The 20385-nt window shown below is 58.1% G+C and carries 14 protein-coding genes; 9 read left to right on the forward strand and 5 right to left on the reverse strand.

Translation table 11 applies throughout. The features are described 5' to 3' along the window. Positions 1-91 precede the first annotated feature (91 nt). Genes P3B99_001555 through P3B99_001570 form a run of 4 tightly spaced genes read right to left on the reverse strand, consistent with a single transcriptional unit; the run spans position 92 to position 4412 of the window. Positions 92-2017 carry a penicillin-binding transpeptidase domain-containing protein gene (locus P3B99_001555; protein WYJ07815.1) on the reverse strand — a complete coding sequence of 642 codons (1926 nt, stop codon included), beginning with the start codon at positions 2015-2017 and terminating at the stop codon, positions 92-94. After that, on the reverse strand, positions 2017-2532 hold the full coding sequence (locus P3B99_001560) for a hypothetical protein (protein ID WYJ07816.1): 516 nt from the start codon (positions 2530-2532) through the stop codon (positions 2017-2019). Before P3B99_001560 ends, P3B99_001555 begins: the two co-directional genes overlap by 1 nt. Positions 2533-2534: 2 nt before the next feature. Continuing rightward, positions 2535-3368 (reverse strand): rod shape-determining protein MreC, encoded by an 834-nt coding sequence (mreC, locus tag P3B99_001565; GenBank protein WYJ07817.1) that lies wholly within the window; start codon positions 3366-3368, stop codon positions 2535-2537. Positions 3369-3395: 27 nt separating this feature from the next. Continuing rightward, on the reverse strand, positions 3396-4412 hold the full coding sequence (locus tag P3B99_001570) for a rod shape-determining protein (GenBank protein ID WYJ07818.1): 1017 nt from the start codon (positions 4410-4412) through the stop codon (positions 3396-3398). 115 nt (positions 4413-4527) lie between these two features. Between P3B99_001570 and P3B99_001575 the strand changes: the two genes are divergently transcribed. The 8 genes from P3B99_001575 to P3B99_001610 are packed head-to-tail and all read left to right on the forward strand — an operon-like array spanning position 4528 to position 16647. After that, positions 4528-6333 (forward strand): thioredoxin family protein, encoded by a 1806-nt coding sequence (locus P3B99_001575; protein WYJ07819.1) that lies wholly within the window; start codon positions 4528-4530, stop codon positions 6331-6333. Between the two features lie 28 nt (positions 6334-6361). Next, entirely contained in the window at positions 6362-7609 is a 1248-nt protein-coding gene (locus P3B99_001580) for a diaminopimelate decarboxylase (GenBank protein WYJ07820.1), read from the forward strand. Then, on the forward strand, positions 7606-8013 hold the full coding sequence (locus P3B99_001585) for a thioesterase family protein (protein WYJ07821.1): 408 nt from the start codon (positions 7606-7608) through the stop codon (positions 8011-8013). The genes P3B99_001580 and P3B99_001585 overlap by 4 nt, the downstream gene beginning before the upstream one ends. After that, positions 8010-9551, forward strand: coding sequence for a hypothetical protein (locus tag P3B99_001590; protein ID WYJ07822.1), 1542 nt, complete (start codon positions 8010-8012; stop codon positions 9549-9551). The genes P3B99_001585 and P3B99_001590 overlap by 4 nt, the downstream gene beginning before the upstream one ends. After that, entirely contained in the window at positions 9548-12907 is a 3360-nt protein-coding gene (locus P3B99_001595) for a hypothetical protein (GenBank protein WYJ07823.1), read from the forward strand. The genes P3B99_001590 and P3B99_001595 overlap by 4 nt, the downstream gene beginning before the upstream one ends. Next, positions 12904-13680 (forward strand): 3-methyl-2-oxobutanoate hydroxymethyltransferase, encoded by a 777-nt coding sequence (gene panB, locus P3B99_001600; GenBank protein WYJ07824.1) that lies wholly within the window; start codon positions 12904-12906, stop codon positions 13678-13680. Before P3B99_001595 ends, panB begins: the two co-directional genes overlap by 4 nt. Continuing rightward, entirely contained in the window at positions 13681-14169 is a 489-nt protein-coding gene (locus tag P3B99_001605; GenBank protein ID WYJ07825.1) for an SET domain-containing protein-lysine N-methyltransferase, read from the forward strand. Positions 14170-14205: 36 nt separating this feature from the next. Continuing rightward, the gene (locus P3B99_001610) at positions 14206-16647 is read left to right on the forward strand and encodes a hypothetical protein (protein ID WYJ07826.1); all 2442 of its coding nucleotides are present in this window, start codon (positions 14206-14208) and stop codon (positions 16645-16647) included. 49 nt (positions 16648-16696) lie between these two features. Here P3B99_001610 and P3B99_001615 read toward each other — a convergent pair whose 3' ends face one another. After that, positions 16697-17482, reverse strand: a complete 786-nt coding sequence (locus tag P3B99_001615; GenBank protein ID WYJ07827.1) for a biotin--[acetyl-CoA-carboxylase] ligase — start codon at positions 17480-17482, stop codon at positions 16697-16699. Between the two features lie 428 nt (positions 17483-17910). Between P3B99_001615 and galB the strand changes: the two genes are divergently transcribed. Then, positions 17911-20370 (forward strand): beta-galactosidase GalB, encoded by a 2460-nt coding sequence (galB, locus tag P3B99_001620; GenBank protein WYJ07828.1) that lies wholly within the window; start codon positions 17911-17913, stop codon positions 20368-20370. The last annotated feature ends 15 nt before the right edge of the window (positions 20371-20385 follow it).

The raw sequence follows: 20385 nt of genomic DNA on the forward strand, positions 1-20385 counted from the left end.
TAAATTAAGGTTTCGATGATGGACTTAAAAAATCGAGCGTCAACAAAAAACACTCGCCCGCCGCCCGAAAAAGTGCCGAAGCCCGCGCCGCCTAATTTTCCACTTCCACAGCCGCGCCGTTTGCGCCCGAAAAATACTTTTTGAACGCAGCCCCCACGATTGGAGCCGCCGTTCTGCCGCCGCCCACGTCCCCAGGCTCTTCGCCCTCCACAATTACCGCCATCGCGACTTCGGGAGACTCCGCGGGGGCGAATGCAATCAGCCACGCGAGCGTCAGCGGGCGTCCGTTCACGCTGACCTGCGCCGTGCCCGACTTCGCCGCGACTTTCACCCCCGCGACGCGCGCGCGTTTCGACGTTCCGCGTTCGGTGGCGGCTACCATGCCCTCCAAGATTTTGTCGTACTGCGATTTTGTCAGCGGAATTTTCTCCGCCCCGTGGTACGCCGCGTCGGTTTTGCGGCGGGAGTCGTGAAGCATGGAGAGCTTTGTGCGGGTCTCGCCGCGCGCGAACGACGCCGCGAACGACGCCACTTGGAGCGGCGTGAAAAGCATGTAGCCCTGCCCTATCGAGGCGTTGGCGGTGTCGCCGTTCGTCCACGGGCCGTCGTATTTGCGGCGTTTGCGCTTGAATTCCGGGGTCGCGACAATCGTCCTGCGCCAAGACTCCTCTTTCAGCTCTATTCCCGTGGACTCGCCGAAGCCGAAGAGTTTTGCGGTGTCGGCTATCGACTCTATTCCCGCGTCGATTCCCGTTTCGTAAAAATAGACGTTGCAGCTGTGCGCGAGCGCGCCGACCAAATCGAGGTTTCCGTGCCCCCACCTGCTGTTGCACGGAAAAATGCGCGAGCCTACGCGGTAGCCGCCCGTGCAGGTTTTCACGGAGTTTTCGTCAATCGCGCCGCTGCGAAGCCCCGCCGTGGCGGTTACAACCTTGAATGTAGACCCGGGGGGGTACAGCCCCGACGTCGCGCGGTTGAGCCACGCGCCGCGCTCGGTGATTTCGCGGTCAACCTTGTGGGTGATATATGGCGTGAGCATGTTCGGGTCGTAGCTCGGCCGCGAAACGAGCGCGAGCACTTCGCCCGAATTTACGTCGAGCATAACCGCCGCGCCCTTCCGCTCGCCGAAAGCCTCTTCTATAACCTGCTGGATTTCGATGTCGAGGGAGGTGAACACGTCGCCGCCCTTTGTGGGGGAAATGTCGAGCACGTTTTCGTACTTGTAGCCCGCGAGGTCGACAACCCAGATTTTCGCGCCGCTCGTGCCTGCAAGCTTGGAGTCGAACGCCGCCTCTATGCCCGAACGCCCGATGGTCGGGACAATCGCATAGGTGCGCAGATCGCTGCCGGGGATTTTCGAAATGTCGTCGTCGAAGTTGTTTGCCACATAGCCCAGCGCGTGCGAGGCGACGTCGCCGTAGGGGTAGTAGCGCGAAGTCCCCGTGTAAATCTGAATGGGCGAATCCACGGGAATGCGCTCCGCAAGAATCGCGTGCTCGCGCTCGGTGAGGTTGCGGACAAGCGGCAGGGGCAGAAGCTGCTTTTGGAGAAAGTGCTTATTGTAGTCGGCAATTCCAAGCGAATAGTTTGTGCCCAAGATTCCGTTAATCTGCGCAAGGTAGCCGTTTAGGACGTTAGAGCGGGCGCGTTCGGTAATTTCCGCGTAGTTCGGGCGGGCGTTCGAACCGACGGAGGCGAGTTTTGCAAGCTCGATTTTTTTCAGCTTGAAGTACTCCTCCCTGAACTCCTTGCGAATGTCGTTGAAATAGACGACGGCGGAAAATATCGGCTTGTTTGTCACAATCAGCCTGCCGTTTCTGTCGTAGATGTCGCCGCGCGTCCCGGGCTCGATAACGCGCCGCATGCTCTGCCGCCCGCCGCGCTCGACGTAGAAGTCGTACAAATAAATCTGCCTGTATCCGAGGGCGAAAATCAGCACGACGAACGCGAACGCAAACGCCCAGTAAAAGAACGGTATGCGCGGGTTCTTCTTCGAATATGTGCGTTCCGCCGCCATCAATCCTCCCCGTCTATCGACATTTCGATTCCCAAAAAGTTCGCAAGCGACACGGGCAAAACCGCGCAGAATTTGCCCGCAAACAGCAGAACCGCCGCCGAAAGCAGCGCGTCCGCCGACACCCTCGACGCGTATTCGAAAAATCCCCCGACGTCGCGCGGGAAAAGCAGCGCGTAGAAAAACACCAGAATTATGTTTGTTATTTCGGCGAGCGCGGTAATCGAAAACCAGTCGCCCGAACGGAAGCGGAAGCGCATTCCGTGGACGGCGAACGCCGCCGAAAGCCACAGCGCGGCGGTCAGCCCCGCGCGGACGCCGGTCGTCGACGAGCACAGAAACGCCGAAACCCCAACGACCGCTAGCATCGGGAGAAAGTCGAGGTAGAGCGCGGCGGGAATTATGAACAGCGCGGGCAGAACGAGGTACGCCGACGGCGCAAGCTCCGAATTGAATGTGGACAGCACGAACAGGTATGCCGCATTCGTCAACAGGATTGTCAGCGCGCGCATGAGCATGGTCAGTCGAGCCTCGCGTCCGAAACGGGTATGAGCACCGCGACTTCCCGCAATGAGGCAAGTCCACGCGGAAGGCGCACTTTGCCCGATTTGAATATGCCGTCGGGTTCGGTTTCAAGCGAGACTATCTCTCCTATGAGCACGCCCTCCGGAAACGAACCCGCAAGCGACGACGTCACGAGTTTCAGCGGCGACGACGCGCTTGCCGACAAGTCCGCGGGCGCGTCGAAAACCTCTCCCTGCGCACTCTGCATCGAGACCGCGCCCGCGCCCTGATAGATTATGGGTCTGTCCTCGCCCGCAACGTGCGCCGCCATGCGGAATTTTCTGCTGCCGACAAGCTCCACGACGGACGTGTACGCGTCCGCCTTGACAACTCTGCCGACAACCCCGCCGCCGTAGACCACCGCGTAGCCCTCGCGGATTCCGTGGCGTTTCCCCTTGCGGATTGTGATGTGCTGCCACCATGCCGAAATGTCGCGGCGGCAGACGCGGGCGACCTCAGCCTTGAATTTCTCCTGCGAGGGCAGATTCAAAATGTTTTCGAGCCGCGAGACGCGGTTGCGCAGGGACTCGTTTTCGAGGAGTTTAAGCTCGTAGGCGGAGTTCAAACGCGCCAAGTCGCGCCCCGCTTCGATAAGCTCGCGCTTAGAGCGCGACGACAAGCTCCAAAACTTCTCCAAATCGCTCAGTTGCGACGGAATTGCGTCTATCGGAGCGCGGAACTCCTCGAACGCGCGTTCGGCGGAATTTCTGACGGCGGTCGGCGCAAACAGGCACGCAAGCACCGCGCAGGCAAAAATCGCGAGATTGCGCACCTCTGTAAACTTACGCAAACGCATTTTCCCCGCCGCCTTTTTTTGCTATGAATTTTCCTTCGTCCAGAAATCGTAGTTTTCGAGCACAGCCCCCGTGCCGTTTACGACCGCCCGAAGAGGGTTGTCGGCGACAAAGCACGGCATGAGCGTGCTCGCCGAAATGCGGAGGTTGAGATTGCGGATTAACGCGCCGCCGCCCGAAAGCACTATGCCGCGCGTTGTAAGGTCTGCGCTAAGCTCCGGCTCTATTCTTTGAAGGACTTCGTGGATAACGTTGGTAATGGCGTTAAAGGGATCGGAAAGCGCCTCGCGGATTTCCTGCGAAGACACGTAGAGCGTCTTCGGAAGCCCCGACTGCGCGTCGCGCCCCTTGACCTCCCAGGTAAGCTCCTTGTCGAGCGGGAACGCCGAGCCTATGTTTATCTTGATTTCCTCCGCAGTGCGTTCGCCTATGATGAGGTTGTAGGCGCGTTTCATGTACTGGATAATGCAGTTGTCGAACTCGTCGCCGCCGATTCTTACGCTGCGCGAGCACACGACATTCGAAAGCGAAATCACCGCGACTTCCGTCGTGCCGCCGCCGATGTCCACAATCATGCTGGCGTTCGGCTCTTCGATGGGAAGCCCCACGCCGATTGCCGCCATCAAAGGCTCTTCTTGGAGGAGCACCGAACGCGCCCCCGCGCGGATTGCAGCCTCCTGCACGGCGCGTCTTTCGACGCCCGTAATGCCCGACGGCACCGCGATTACCACTTTCGGCTGAATGAAACTGAACTGCTTAGACGCCTTCTCGATGAAGTAGCGGAGCATGATTTCGGTAATTTCGTAGTCGGCGATTACGCCCACTTTCATGGGGCGGATTGCGGTGATGTTGCCGGGGGTTTTGCCGAGCATTTTCTTCGCCTTTTCGCCGACGGCAACCACCTTTTTGGAATTGCTGTAAATGGCGACGACGCTCGGCTCGCTCATCACGACGCCCGAATCTTTAAGATAGACGAGCGTATTAGCCGTGCCGAGGTCGATACCTATGCCGTTCGAGAGAAAACCTTTGATGCCTGACATAAAAATTTCCGATTTTTTTGCGATTTAATATAACGGTTGCGGCAATTTTTATATTGCCTATAAAACCTATGTCGCTTAAAAATCGTTATTCTTCTCCGAATTGTCAACATTATATATGAAAAGCCCGTTAATAATTGCGCTGTTTGCGGCGTGCGCGGCGGCGGCGCAGGTCGATTTCAGGGTCGAAACCGTGAAAGCGGAGGCTTCGGCGGAATCGCCCGCGCGTGTCGATTTGGTGCTCGACATCGCCCCGAAGTGGCACATCTACGGCAAAACCGCGTCGGTAGGCGAGCCTACCAAGTTCGAATTTTCGCTTCCCGACGGCATAAAATCGGTCTCGCTCGAATGGCAAAAGGAAAAGACTTTCGAAAGCTTCGGCGAAAAATACGGCGGCTACGACGGCAAAGCGACGGTATCCGCGCTAATCTACCCGAAAGCGGGGGCAAAGGCGGGAACAGAAAAAATCAAGGTTTCCGCAAAGTGGCTCGCCTGCTCCGACACATGCGTGCCGCAGGAAAAATCTGCGGAGTTCGAAGTTGAAATCGCGGGCGGCGCAAAGGCGGCGGACGGCGGACTTCAAAATGCGTCAGAAAGCCCCCGTCTTGCGGCGAACGCGCAAATTTCAAAAAACTCCCCCGCCGCGACACCGCCCGAAGATGTCGGCAAAAACGCGGGCGCGGGCGCAAACGGAGAGCCGCGCGGGGCGCATTCCGGATTTTTTGCGGTTCTTTGCGCCGCGTTCGCGGGCGGGCTTATACTCAACCTCATGCCCTGCGTGTTCCCCGTAATCGGGCTGAAAATAATGTCGTTCGCAAGGGGAGCGGGGGCGTCGGGGAAGTCGGCGGTGCTTGGAGCTGCGGCGTACGCGGGCGGAATTGTCGCGAGCTTCTGCGCCCTTGCTGGCGTGCTGATTGCCCTCCGCGCGGCGGGCGAAAACCTCGGCTGGGGATTCCAGCTTCAAAACCCCGTTTTTGCGGCGGCGATGGCGTTGCTGTTTTTTGCGATGGCGTTGAGCTTCGCGGGGGCGTTCGAAATCGGCGCGGGCTTCGCGGGCGGCTCGGCGGGAACGGACGGGCGGCACAAATACCTTTCGTCGGCGTTGTCGGGAGTTCTTGCGGTGCTTGTGGCAAGCCCTTGCACCGCGCCGTTCATGGGGAGCGCGCTCGGAGCGGCTCTGGCGGGAGGGGCTTCGACGGCCGAGTCGATGTCTGTTTTCGCAATGCTCGGTCTTGGAATGGCGTCGCCGTACGTCGTTTTGGCGGCATTCCCCGCGCTTGCAAAGCGCATGCCGAGGGCGGGCGCGTGGACGGAAACCCTCAAAAACATTCTATCGATTCCGCTTTTTGCGACGGTCGTGTGGCTCGTGTGGCTCTACGGAAAGCAGACGGGCGAGACCGTCCACCTGCTCTCGGCGCTGCTCGTGCTCGGCGTAGGGCTTAGGATTTACGGAATGTTCTCGCTTCCGCATTTTTCGCGGCGGACTCGGATTTTCGCGAAATGCGCGGCGGCGGCGGCGATTGCGGCGGCAATGTACATCGGCGCGGTCGGGGCGGAATTCGCCGAAGAAAATAGAAGCGGCAAAAGCGCGGAAGACGCGTGGAGCGCGGCAAAAGTCGATGCCCTGCGGCGCGACGGCAGGCGCGTTTATGTGGACTTCACGGCGGCGTGGTGTTTGACATGCCAGTACAACAAAAAGGTTTTGCACTCGGAAAAGATAAAAAAACTCTTCGCCGAACGCAAAATCGCGGTGCTCGTCGGAGACTGGACAAACCGCGACGAATCGATAACGGAGGAGCTGAAAAAATACGGACGCGCGGGCGTGCCGCTCAACCTGCTATTTCCTCCGAAAGGGCGGCCGATAGAGCTTCCCGCGGTTCTCACGGAGTCCGCGCTTATCGAAGCGGTTGACAAAACGGAATAATTGTCCACAATTCCCGCTCTATATGAAAATGGAGCAGCCAAAATTTCCCGACGGCAAAACTGCGAAGAAAATAGCCGCAAAATTCGAAACCCCGTGCTACGTCTACGACGAAGCGTCGCTCGTAAAACAGGCGAAGGCCGCCCTCGCCTTCCCCAACGCGTTCGGGCTTACCGTAAGGTACGCGATGAAGGCTGCATCGAACGCGGCGATTCTCAAACTCTTCGACAAGCTCGGGCTGCATATCGACGCGTCCAGCGCATTCGAAGTCGAACGCGCAATCCGCGCGGGAATAGACCCCACCCACATTTCGCTGTCGTCGCAGCAGCTGCCGAAAAACCTGAAAGAGATTGTGAAATCGGGCGTGCTCTACAACGCGTGCTCGCTCCACCAGCTTGAAGCTTTCGGGAAAATCGCCCGCGGCGGAGAGGTCGGCGTGAGAATCAATCCGGGGCTGGGTTCGGGCGGAACGCAGCGCACAAACGTGGGCGGCCCCGCGTCGTCGTTCGGAATATGGCACGAGTACATTCCGCAAATCAAGGCGGTCGCCGAAAAGTACAGGCTTAAAATCGTGAGAATCCACACGCACATAGGCTCCGGTTCAGACCCGCTCGTGTGGCAGAAAGTGGCGAAAATGAGCATCGCCACGGTCGAGCAGTTTGAAGACGTCCACACGCTCGACATGGGCGGCGGCTTCAAAGTGGCGCGCGTCGCGGGCGAAAAATCGACAGACCTCCAAAAGATAGGCAAGCCCGTGGCAAAGGAAATACGCGACTTCGCAAAGCGCACGGGCAGGAAAATCCGCTTCGAAATCGAACCGGGGACATTCCTGCTGGCGAACTGCGCGGCGGTAATCGCGACGGTTCAGGACATGTGCGACACGGGCAAAGACGGATACAAATTCCTCAAACTCGATTCGGGCATGACCGACGTCCTCCGCCCCTCGATTTACGGGGCGCAGCACCCCATTTCGATTGTCCAAAACAGGCCGTCGAAAAAGACCGAAAAATACATAGTCGTGGGGCACTGCTGCGAAAGCGGCGACATTCTCACCCCCGCGCCCGCCGACCCCGAAGCCCTCGCGCCGCGCCTTATGCAAAAGGCGGAAATAGGCGACATTTGCATAATCGGCGGAGCGGGCGCGTATTGCAGCTCGATGAGCCCCTCGAACTACAATTCCTACCCCGCCTCCCCCGAAGTCATGCTGCTTAAAAACGGCAAACTGCGGCTTATCCGCCGCCGCCAGACGCCCGAACAGATAACCGAAAACGAGCTATGATTACCGCCGTCGCACAGGTGCGCGTAAGGTTCGCCGAAACCGACGCAATGGGGGTTGTCTACCACGCAAACTACCTGCCGTGGTGCGAAGTCGCAAGGCTTGCGCTCATCGGGTCGATAGGGCTTAGCTACAAAAAAATGAACGACGAAGGCTACCACCTGCCCGTCGTCGAAGCCCATTTAAACTATAAACACCCCGCAAAATTCGACGATTTAATCGACATCCGCGCGACTATCCGCGAACGCCCGACAGTCAAGGTGAAGATTGAATACGAAATTTTCGCGGCGGGCAAACTGCTCGCCACTGGACACACAATGCACGTTTTCGTCAACCGCGAGGGACTGCCCGTGCGCCCGCCGAAATACGCGCTCGACACTCTCGTGGAGGCTTTCGAAAAACAATGAAATACGCCGCATACATCGCGCTCGCGTTCGCATGCCTGTTCGCGGGCTTCTCCGCAAGAAACGCAAACATCACCCTCCGCGCAACGCACGCCGACGAGGCGGAACAGGCTACGACCGCCCTCAATCTGCGCGATACGGGCAAGTACGAGTACAACCCCAACGGCCCGCACGGCCCCACGCTCTACTATTGGGCGGACTGCGTGAAACTGCCGCCCTCGTCCTGCGCGACTATCGGAGACTTCCGAAAGGCGATGACGCCGATTGCGGTGCTCGCGCTCGTTGCGCTGCTGCTCACGGGAAGATACATCGGGCGCGGCGCGGCGTGGGCGGCTGTGGCGTGCCTTTCGATGTCGGCGGTATTCCAAATATATTCGGGGTATTTTGTGCACGAAATAATCTTCGCGGCGGCAATATTCCTGACAGCTCTTGCCGCGTGGAGGTTCGCGTGCGCGCCGACCGCCGCGGCGGCCCTGCTTGTAGGCGCGCTCGCGGGGCTTTCGCAGGCTACAAAGGAAACGTCGGTGATAGCGTTCGCGGCGATGGGGCTTTCGTTCTGCGTCTGCGCGGCTGCCGAAAAAAACATACGCGAAAACCTTTCGTACATGCTTTTTACGCGCAACTTCTTCAAATTCGCGGCGGCGTTCGCGGTGGGCTTTGCGGCGGTGTTCGCGGCGTTCTACTCGTCGTTCGGGGCGAACTGGGGCGGAATCGCCGACGCGGTGAAATCGTACTCGCACTTTTTGGCGAAGTCGGGTTCGGACGCGCACGCCTCGGGCTTCGCGTACTACCTGCAACTGCTGACGCTCCAAAAGTCGGAGGGCGCGGTCTTCGGAGAGCTGCCGATTGCGATACTCGCCCTCGCGGGAATCGGCTTTGCGATAGCCCGCAGAAAAAAATCGGCGTGGAGGTGCGCGTTCGCAATGTTCGCGTTCTGCAACGGAGCGTTCGCTGTTCTCGTTCTGAGCCTTATAAAATACAAAACGCCGTGGCTTCTGCTCTCGCCCGACATGTTCCTCTGCGCGGCGGCGGGCTTCGGCGCGGCGTCGCTGCTTTCGATGAAAAACGTCTGGGCGCGGACTGCGGCGTTCGCGGCGGTAGCCGCCCTCGCGTTCTGGCAGTACAAACTTTCGGCGAACGCCTCCGAGCGGTACGCGAGCGACCCCCGCAACCCGTTCATCTACTCGCACACAGTGCGCGACTTTTCCAACCTCGAAAAACGGATTCGCGAAGCCGCAAAATTTTCCGAATATAAAAACGACATTCCCGTGGCGTTCGTCATGAGGGAATCGCCGTGGCCCGCGCCGTTCGACCTGCGCGACCTCCGCAACACGGGCTTTTGGAGCGGCGGAAAAATCCCCGAAAACCTGCCGATTTTCGACGTCGTTGTGTGCGACGGCGCGTCCGAGGACGCGCTTTCCGCCGCGCTTCCGCCCGAAAAATACGCGCGGGAATTCTACGGACTGCGCAAAAACTTAGTGCTTACAGCATTCATAAAAAAGGACATTTTCGAAAAAATCGTAAACCAGGACGCGAAATGAAAACCGCAAAAAAACTATTGATAATCTGCGCCGCGCTTGTAGCGGCGGCTGTCGCGTGCATTTGCGCGGCGCTTTTCAGCGCAACCCTGCAAACGAAAATCGCAAACTCAATCAGCCCGGAACTCTCGGTTGAGCGCGCAAAAATTTCGCCGACAAGCGCGGAAATCGACGGGCTTAATTTCGGGGAACAAATTTCGGCAAAGAAAATCGAAATCGAGTTTTCGCCGCTCGCGCTGCTTTCGCGCAACATTAAAATAGACTCGGCGAAAATCGCGGGCTTAAAGGTCTCGACGACGCGCGAAAGCAAAAACGCGCAGGCCGCCCTCCCCGCCGAAACGCAAAAAACAGCCGACGCAAAAAGCGCGAACGCCGAAACAAAAACGCGGGCGGCGGAAAAGAAAGACGCAACCGCAAAAAAATTCGAATTTCCGTGGACTGTGGAAATCGGCGAATTTGCGGGCGACGCCGAAATCGACGGAATGAAATTCGAAGCGTCGGCAAAGAACGTCGAGCTTGAAAAAAACCTCAAACCGAAATGCGGGCGGATTGCGGTCAAGACAAAGGACGCCGAACTTGCCGCGACTGCGGAGACAAAAAACGGCGCAAGGAAAATAGCCGCCCTTCTCTCGGCGGACGGCAAAAAAATCGTCCAGCTCTCGGCGGACGCAAACGCCGACTACTCCGCGTTCGACGCCGAAGCCCGCATAGACGCAAACAGCAAAATCGCCGCAAAATTCGCGCCGCCGTCGCTCGCGCTCCCCGAATTCGAAGTCGCGCTCTACGCGCACGCGAAGGCGGACGCCGCAAACTTTTCGGCTGAGATTATCGGCGACGCCAAGGCGTCGGAGCTTGCAAAAATTTCGGAAGCCCTCAAACCGCTCGGCGCGGTCGGCGCGGACGTGCGCATTACCGCAGCTAAAAACGGCGGCGCGGTCTCGGTAAAAAAATTCGAGGTAAACGTTTCCGAAAGCGGAACGCCGCTGCTCGGCCTCTCAGCAAAACCCTTCGAGGCGAAGTCGCAGGAGGAGCTTGCGAAGGCGGAAATCGAGGCGACACTCGCAGTCCCCGCGCGTCTCGTAAACGCGTTCGCAAATGGAATCGAGCTGGCGTCAGACGACATTCGCGGAAAGTTCGCAATCTCGTTCGCAAACGGCGGCGCGGTCGTGAAATCCGCCGCCCCGCTTTCGCTCACCCGCGCGTACATCAGACGCGGCGGCGAGACGGTCGCCGAAAACCTCAACATTTTCGCGAACGCCGACGCGTTCATAGGCAAAACTTCGACGGCGAAAATATCGCTCGAAGCAGCCGACTCGAAAACCGACAAACTCGGAATTTCCGCCGACGCCGAATACGCAAACGGCGCGGCAAAGGCGAAAATCAAAATCGGCGGAAGCATGAACGCGATTGTGGCGCACATTCGCTCGATTTCGTCGATGGAGTCGCTGGGGCTTAAAATCGACGGCGAAACCGCGCTCGCATACGCCGACGGAACGGCGACGCTCGAATCGCTGGCAATCGGAATTTCCGACGCAAACGGCAAAAAGGCGGCGAATATCTCCACACTTTCGAAAATCTCGTACGACACAAAAAACGGCGAGGTTTCGGCGACGTCTGCGGCTCTTGCGAAAATCTCCGCGCCCGCGTTCCCCTTCTCGCTCGTAAAGCCGTTCGCGCCCGAAATCGACGCGGCAAAGGCGTCGCTGCTCGCCGAAATTTCAATGCCGCAAAAGAACGTCTACGCGTTCGACGCGGGCGTGTCGGTCGCGGCTCTCTCATATAAAAAGGGCGGAAAATTCCTCGCGCGCGGGCTGTCGGTTTCGACAAACGCGAAAGGCTCGTTCGACGGAAAAACGGCGCGGGTCGAAATTCCAAAGTGCGTAATCGGCGAAAACGAAACGCCGTTCTGCACGCTCGGCGCAAAGGCGGAATACGACACGGCGAAATCCGCGCCGTCGGCGGAAATAGATGCGACAGTCGCGCTCGCGCCGCTCTTCAACCAACCCGCGCTGCTCAAATATTCCAACATTTCGCGCGGCACGGCGGATATCAGGGGCGCGTACAAAAACGGCGGGTTCTCGGCGGAAATCGCGGCGCACTCGATAGCAACCCGCACGGCGCAAAACGTGGCGGATTCGGTGGTAGCAAAGCTTTCGGGCGACGCCGAAAACATCGACGCAAAGCTCTCCATAAAAAGCACGCTCGGCGAAACAAAGGCCTCGGCGAAGCTCTCGCTGGGAGATGCAATTTCGCTCGACGCCGACGCGCCGTCGATTGTAGTAGACGACATCGCGCTTCTCGCGGGCGCGTTCAAAAACCCGAACTACACTGAAAAACAGCCCGAAGCGGGGAAATCGCAGCGCGTGGAAAAGCCCGCGCTTGCGGCCGTATCGGAGTCCAAAAAGGCGGACTCCCTCGCGAAGAAAGATGCAAAGGCTTTCTGGAATTTCGGCAAGAATCTTACAGCCTCCGCAAAGGTCGGCAAGGCGGTGTTCGGGGGCAAAACGGTGCTCGAAAAACTAGACGCAAAGGCGTCGGCGACGGAATCCAAACTCGAAGTATCGAAGCTTTCGCTCCGCGCGTTCGGGGCTGATTTCGCGGGCGCGGCGGCGGTGTCGTTCGACACAAAGCGCGAAATCCCCTACGAACTTTCCGCGACAAAACTCTCCATGGCGAACCTCGAAGTTTCGGGATTTTTCGCCGACAAAAACAAGCCGCCGATGTCGGGAATTTTCGACGCTTCGATGGAGCTGAAAGGCTCCGGGAACAACGCCGAACACTTGGCGAAATACCTTACGGGCAACGCCGAAATTAAATCCAAAGGCGGCGGCACAATCCGCATTCTCGACAAAAATTCCGACGCGGGCGCGGCGGCTGCAATCGCAGGAAACGCGCTGTCAATCGCAGGGCAGCTGCTGGGCGGCAAGGTCAAGGAGCTGGGGGGAATCGGCGAGCTGGTGTCGCTGATGACAGAAATGAAATACACCGAGGCCGAAATAAAACTCTCGCGCAACGACGCCGACTTCAACTTCAATTTCGATTCCGTCGAAATGAAGACAGACTCCCTCGTGTTCTCGTCGAAAGGCGGCAGGGTGCTCTTCGACCCGACCGTCGATTTCGCGCAGCAAAAGCTCGACATTCCCGTAAACATCTACGTTGCAAGCTCGACGCGCGGGCTGTTCCAAAGCCTCGGCTACGCGAAGTCCGAATCGCCCATGGCGGGCTACTTCAAAGGTCCCGAATTTACGGTGTCGGGGACGGTCTCGAAGCCCACAAACAACCTCATAAACGTGCTGACCTCCACGAACAACGCGGTCGGAAACGCGCTTGACAAACTCAACATCTTCAAACGCAAATGAAAAAGACAACACGAACAATCGCAAAAATGAAGGGCGTCGAAAAAATCGCGATGCTCACAGCGTACGATACCCCAACCGCCGCGCTCGCCGACGCCGCGGGCGTCGACATCGTTTTGATTGGAGACTCGGTCGGCAACACGGTGCTCGGCTATGCTTCGACAGTCCCCGTGAAAATCGACGACATGGTGCGCCACACCGCCGCGGTGTCGCGCGCAAAGCCCGCCGCGCTAATCGTCGCCGACCTGCCATTTGCCAGCGCGCACCACAACTTCGACAGACTTCTCGACGACTGCGCGCGCCTCGTGCAGGAGGGCGGCGCGGACGCCGTGAAAATCGAGGGCGGCGCGGACATGGCGGAGAAAATTTCGCGCCTGACGAAAGCGGGAATCGCCGTCATGGGGCACATCGGGCTTGAACCCCAGCAGGTCTTGAAGCTCGGCGGATACAGGAAATTCGGGAAGACCGAGGCGGAACGCGCGAAAATTCTCGCCGACGCAAAGGCTCTCGAAGCCGCAGGAGCGTTCGTTGTCCTCATGGAAATGACCGACGCCGACTGCGCAAAGGCGATCACCGAATCGCTGTCCGTGCCCACAATCGGCATAGGCTCCGGCGCGGACTGCGACGGACAGGTGCTTGTCTCCGCAGACGTTTTGGGGCTTTCCGCAACGCCGCCGTCGTTCTCAAAACGCTACGCAAACGTGGGCGGAATAATCGAAAAGGCTTTTCGCGAATACATCGCCGACGTGCGCGGCGGACGCTTCCCGAACAAGTAGATGAAAAAGTACGAAGTAAGAAAATCGCCGATACACGGCAACGGCGTCTTCGCCGCGTGCGACATCGCAGAGGGGGAATGGATTATCGACTACCTCGGCGAAAAAATCGACAAGGAGGAGTCCAACCGCCGCGGGCTTGCGAACGAGGAGGCGGCAAAATCGAGCGGCGGAGGCGCGGTGTACATCTTCGAGCTTGACGACAAATACGACATCGACGGAAACTTCGAATACAACGACGCCCGCTTCATAAACCACGCCTGCCGCACCAACTGCGAAGCCGTAAACGAGGACGGCACAATAAAATTCTACGCCACGCGCGACATCAAAAAAGGCGAGGAGCTTCTCTACAACTACGGCTACGCGCTCGAACACTTTCTCGACCACCCATGCCGCTGCGGATTCCCCGAATGCGTCGGCTACATCGTGGCGGAATGGGACAGGCTGAAACTGCGCAAGCTGCTGAAAGGCAGACGCCCGAAAAAGCATTGACACACCCCGAAGCTTCGGTCATAATCGAATTCCATTATGACAGGAAAACATCTATTGATTGTTGGGGCACTAAGTTTAATATCCGCCATTTCTTTTGCGAATACTGAAAAATATAAATCGATTTCGGGCATCTATCCGCACCTTTCGATGTGGAACAGCGAGGGCGAATGCGGCACGGGGGCGGTCGTTCCGTGGGCGGGCAAACTCTGGGCTATAACCTACGGCCCGCACGTCGTTTTCGAGTCTGACGACAGGCTTTACGAAATCGACCAAAACCTCGACCGCGCAATCCGCCCCGAATCGCTCGGCGGAACGCACGCAAACAGGCTCGTCCACGAGGCCTCGAAACAGCTTGTAATCGGCTGCTATTTCATCGACGAAAAGGGAAACGTCCGCGCAATCGACCGCAAAAAAATGGCGGGCAGGCTCACCGGCACTGCGCGTTCGCAAACCGACGACAAAAACAAAGTCTTCTTCGCGACAATGGAGGAAGGCCTCTACGAAGTTGACGTCAACACCCTCGACGCGCGCGAAATAATCCGCGACGGCAACCTTAAACCGCACCCCGACAACGCCGACGGCAAAAAGCCGAAAAGCTCGAAGCTCCACGGCTACCACGGCAAGGGCTTCTACGCGGGATTCGGCAAGCTGTTCTACTCAAACAACGGCGTGCGGCACAAAAACGTGGACAAAGACCCGACGCTGAAATCGGGCGCGCTCGCAAGCTGGTCGCCCGACGACAAAGACTGGACGCCGATTCGCATTTGCCAATTCACGGAAATCACGGGCAAAGACGGAATCAAAGGCAGCTCCGCGCCCGACAAAACGCCGCTCTGGTCGCTCGGCTTCGACGCGAAATCGGTAATTTTAATGCTCTGCGAAAACGGCAAATGGCTCTCGTACCGCCTGCCGAAAGCATCGCACTCCTACGACGGCTCGCACGGCTGGAACACAGAATGGCCGCGCATTCGCGACATCGGCGAAGACGACTTCCTCATGACAATGCACGGCGCGTTCTGGAAATTCCCGCCTAACTTCGACTCGGAACACGCCAGGGGAATCAGAATGCGCTCGAACTACCTCAAAGTAGTCGGCGACTTCTGCGAATGGAACGGGAAAATCGTCCTCGGCTGCGACGACTCCGCCCAAAAGGAGTTCTACAACAAACGCCCGATGAAAGCCGAAAACTGCTCGCCCGAAAAATCTAACTCGAACCTCGTGTTTATAGACCCCGAACAGCTCGACAAGCTCGGCACGCCAATCGGGCGCGGCAGCGTGTTCCTGCGCGAAGACGCCGTGCGCGGCACGCTATCCGAACCCATGCTTGTGGGCGGTTTTTCGAAACGCGTCCTAACGCTTTCGTGCGCCAACAAAAAACCCGTCAGGGTGGCGGTGGTCTCGATCTCGGCGGACGGCTCGAAAAGCTCGAAGATCGTCGAGATTTCCGAATCCGCGCCGAAGTTCGAAACGCTCGACTCCGACGCCGAATGGGCGCAAATAGAAGCCCTCGACGACGTGTACTCACTCACCGCCCACTTCGACCTATCTTCGCCCGAAAAGCGAAAAAACCAACCCTCCACCGAATTCGACGGAATCGCGCGGATTGAAAACGGCGCGGACTCCGTCGCCCTCATGCGCTCAACCGCCGACAAAACCCTCGCAATCGTCGCCCTCCGCAAAAACAAAAGCGGCGGCTTCGACGAAATCGGCACATACGCGCTCGACACAAACCTGAACCTCAAAGCCGCAAAGCTCGACGCAAAAACCGCGGACGCGGTGCGCTCCACAATGATAAAGCCCGAAGGCGTGAGCTTCGACGGCGGCTCCGTGCTCGTGGTCGAAGACGGCAAGCGGTACAGACTGCCGCTCGACAGGCGTTTCCTGAACATGCCGCCGAACGCGCGGGTCGCCCGCGAAGTGGCGACGGAACGCGACCTCTTCAACTGCGGCGGAACTTTCTACGAACTGCCCGCGCGCAACGCGCAGGGAATGGCGAAAATCCGCCCGATTGCCTCGCACCCCTTCGCCGTGTTCGACTACGCCTCGTTCTGCGGGCTGATGTTCATAAGCGGCATGTCCGACACCGCCGCCGCAAACAACCCGCACGTCATAGTTTCCGACGACGGCAAATTCTCGCTCTGGGCAGGCTCAATCGACGACCTCTGGAAGCTCGGCAAGCCCGTCGGCGAAGGCTGCGCGTGGCAAAACCAGGCGGTCGAAAACGGCTCTGTCTCAGACCCCTTCCTGCTGACGGGCTACGACAAAAAGACGCTGAAAATCTCCTCCGAAAATGACGTGAAAATCGCCGTCGAAATCGACGTAGACGGCACGGGGCTTTGGCTCGAATACGGCGTGATTGACGTTAAGGGCGGCGAAGCATTCGAAAAGCTTATGCCCGAAAATTTCTCCGGCTACTGGGTGCGATTCCGCGCCCTCGGCGAGTCGCCGTCGATAACGGCGTCGCTGCTCTACGAATAGACGGACGAAAATCCGAAAGCAAAAATGCGCGGCAAACAACCGCGCATTTTCATTTTACGGGGAATGCCTCCACCGCCGCGTAGAATTTCGGCGGCTCGCCGTTTTCCGAAATTCCGATTCTGCCGAAATCGTCAACTCCGCACGCAACGCCGTCGATAATCCGCCCGCCGACGTCGAGCCGCATGCGCCTGCCGCGCAGCCAGTCGAAGCGCGAGAATCCGCGCGACAGCCCGTCGGTCGAGACGCGCTCCGCCGCACGCAACGCCGACGCCGCGACAATCCCGCACGCCGCGTTCATCGAAACTCCGCCGGCGCTTGCGGATTCGAGGCTGTCCATCGACGCCCGCACGTCTTCGGGGGCGTCCAAGCTTCCCGAAAAGCAGTTGATGCCCGCGCCGAAAACCGCGCTCCGCGCCCCGCCGCCGACATGCAGCTCGGTTAGCATTCCGCCGATTTTCCCGCCGCGCTTCGAATAGAGGTCGTTGGGCCACTTCAAAAAAAGCTCCGCGCCGAAAGCGCGTTCGAAAGCCGCGCAAAGCTCGACGCCGCACGCCACCGTAAACGAAGACACAAGCCCCGCGTCGCGCGGAAGTTCGACCGCCACAGAAACGCAAAGCGTAGACGCGGCGTCGGAATACCAGCGGCGGTCGAGCCGCCCGCGCCCGCGCGTCTGCGTCTTTGCCGCCACGACAAACGGAGGGCGTTCGCCGCCGCGGAGCATGCGCATGGCGTCGTCGTTCGTGCTTTGCGTGGTATCGAAAAAATACAGTGCGCCGCCGAATCCCGCTTTTTCAAGCTCGGCAAGCAGTTTCGATTTTTCGAGAGTATCGGACATGTTTTGGATTATCGCAGACGCCGCAGAAGTCGGTCAAGGCAAAGGCTAAAAAACAAAAAAACCGACATATTTTAATATGCCGGCTTCGCAAACTTTGCGAGCAAAAAACGCTCTGTGCGCTTTGACGGACGCTTTTGCGCTTAGCACGCCCACGTGCGCTTCTTATGACGATTCGCCTTTGAACGCTTCGAGCGCTTGTGCTTATTCATCTTCAATCTGCGTTTTTTCTTTAAGTTTGCCATTTTACTACCTTATTATTGTTTGAATATAAAGTTCTGTTTTTTTGAAAAGACAAATATAATCCGCAAAAACTCCGTTTTGTAAAGCTTTTTATTAATTTATTTTTGGCGCAAATAATTGCGCAAATAATCATTGCCACGACCTCAAAAAGCGATAGGCTTTTTCTTCTTCACCACAATTCTATATATATGAAAAAACTGCTTACAACATTACTCACGGCAACCGCGCTCTCGCAGGCGCTCTTCGGGGGCGAATCGCCGCGCTCGACGGTCGCGCTCGAAGACGGCTGGAAATTCGCGAAAGGCGACTACCCCGACGCCGAAAAAACATCTTTCGACGACTCCAAGTGGGAGTCCGTCAAAGTCCCACACGACTGGGCAATCGGAAAGCCCTTCGACATGAACATCGACATGCAGTACGTTCAGGTCTTTCAGGACGGCGACAAAAAAGCCATGCTGCGCACGGGGCGCACGGGAGCTCTCCCCTGCTTCGGCGCGGGCTGGTACAGAAACACGCTAGACATTCCCGCCGGCAAAAACGGCTCGCGCGTGTTCGTCGAATTCGACGGCGCAATGAGCAACGCAAAGGTCTTCGTCAACGGCAAATACGTCGGAACGTGGCCCTACGGCTACGCGTCGTTCACGTTCGACATCACCGATTTCGTGAAGTTCGGCAAGCCCAACACGCTCGCGGTAAGCCTCAACAACAAAGAGCTTTCGTCGAGGTGGTATTCGGGCGCGGGGCTTTACCGCAACGTGCGCCTTGTGTACAAGTCGCCGACGCACGTCGCCTACAACGGCACATACATCACGACGCCGAAAATCGCGAAAAACAGGGCGTCGGTGCTCGTGAAAACGGAAGTTGAAAAGCCAGATGGCGCGGCGAAAATCGTCCACAAAATCTTCGCGCCCGACGGCTCGCTGGCGGCTTCGGGAAGCTCGGAAGACATTTCGAAGCCCGTCTACATCGACGTTCCCAACCCGCAGCTCTGGGACGTAAAAACGCCCAACCTCTACCGCGCCGAAACGTCGCTTTTCGACAAAAACGGCAAAGAGCTTGACCGCTACGAAACGCGCTTCGGAATCCGTTCAATCGAAATTTCGCGCGAAAACGGCTTCGTCCTCAACGGCAAAAAAACCGCAATTAACGGCGTCTGCATGCACCACGACCTCGGGCCCATCGGCGCGGCTACAAACGTGCGCGCGCTCAAACGCCAGCTCGAAACGCTCAAAGAAATGGGCTGCAACGCAATCCGCACATCGCATAACCCGCCCTCGCCCGAACTGCTCGACCTCTGCGACGAAATGGGCTTCATCGTCGAAGACGAAGCATTCGACGAATGGCGGCATCAGAAATGCGAAAACGGCTACCACAAGCTTTTCAACGAATGGGCCGAAAAGGATTTGACCGCGTTCGTCAAGCGCGACCGCAACCACCCTTGCGTCGCACTTTGGAGCATAGGCAACGAAGTCAACGACCAACGCTTTCCCGACGGCGGCGCGACGGCGAAATTCCTTGTAGACATCGTCCACCGCGTAGACCCCACGCGCCCCGTGACGGCGGGAATCAACAACATCAAAAGCGCGTTCGAAGTCAGCAAAATTCCGCAGGAGCTTGACGTTGTCGGGCTGAACTACCAGCCCTTCCTCTACGCAAAATATGCCAAGGAATATCCGAACATGATATTCCACGGAAGCGAAACCGCCTCCACAGTAAGCTCGCGCGGAAGCTACCACTTCCCCGTGAAGCGCGACAGCCAGCCATACCACGAAGACTATCAGGTTTCCTCATACGACACCGAAACGCCGCCGTGGGCGCAGATTCCCGACGAGGAATTCGCCGCCCTCGACGACAACCCGACGTTCTTCGGCGAATTCGTATGGACGGGCTACGACTACCTCGGCGAACCCACTCCCTATAACCCCGGAACGCCCGCCCGCAGCTCGTACTTCGGAATCATCGACCTTGCGGGCTTCAAGAAGGACCGCTTCTACGCCTATCAGGCTCGCTGGAACCCCGACGTAAAGGTGCTGCACGTCATGCCTCACTGGAACTGGGAGGACAGGCTCGGACAAAACGTGCCCGTCCACGTCTACACAAACTACCCGAAAGCCGAGCTTTTCGTAAACGGCAAAAGCATGGGAGTCAGGACGAAAAACCCCGAAACAAAAAATGTCATGGAAAGATACCGCATGATTTGGGACGATGTTTCCTATCAGGCGGGAGAAATCAGGGTTGTGGCGTACGGCGACGACGGCAAAGCCGCGGAGGAAAAGACCGTAAAGACCGCGGGCAGAGCCGCGACATTCAAGATGTCCGCCGACCGCGACACCCTTCTGCCCGACCCGAAGGAGCTGATTTTCGTCGAAATCGACATCGTAGACAAGGACGGCACGTTCTGCCCGCGCGCGGCGAATTTCATGTTCGTGAAAGTCGAGGGCGCGGGCAAACTGCGCGCGCTCTGCAACGGCGACGCCACAGACCAGACTGCGTTCTCGTCGAACTACATGAGGGCGTTCAACGGGAAACTGCTGGCGGTGGTAGAACCTACGGGAGAATCGGGCGACGTGAAAATCACGGCGTACGGGCACACGCTCGCGCCAAAGACGCTCACGCTAAAAATACAAAAGCCGATAGAAACAAAATAGCGGCAGCAGCCTGCA

The sequence above is a fragment of the Opitutia bacterium KCR 482 genome, from assembly GCA_029269845.2.
In the GTDB taxonomy this organism is placed as follows: Bacteria; Verrucomicrobiota; Verrucomicrobiia; order Opitutales; family Intestinicryptomonadaceae; genus Merdousia.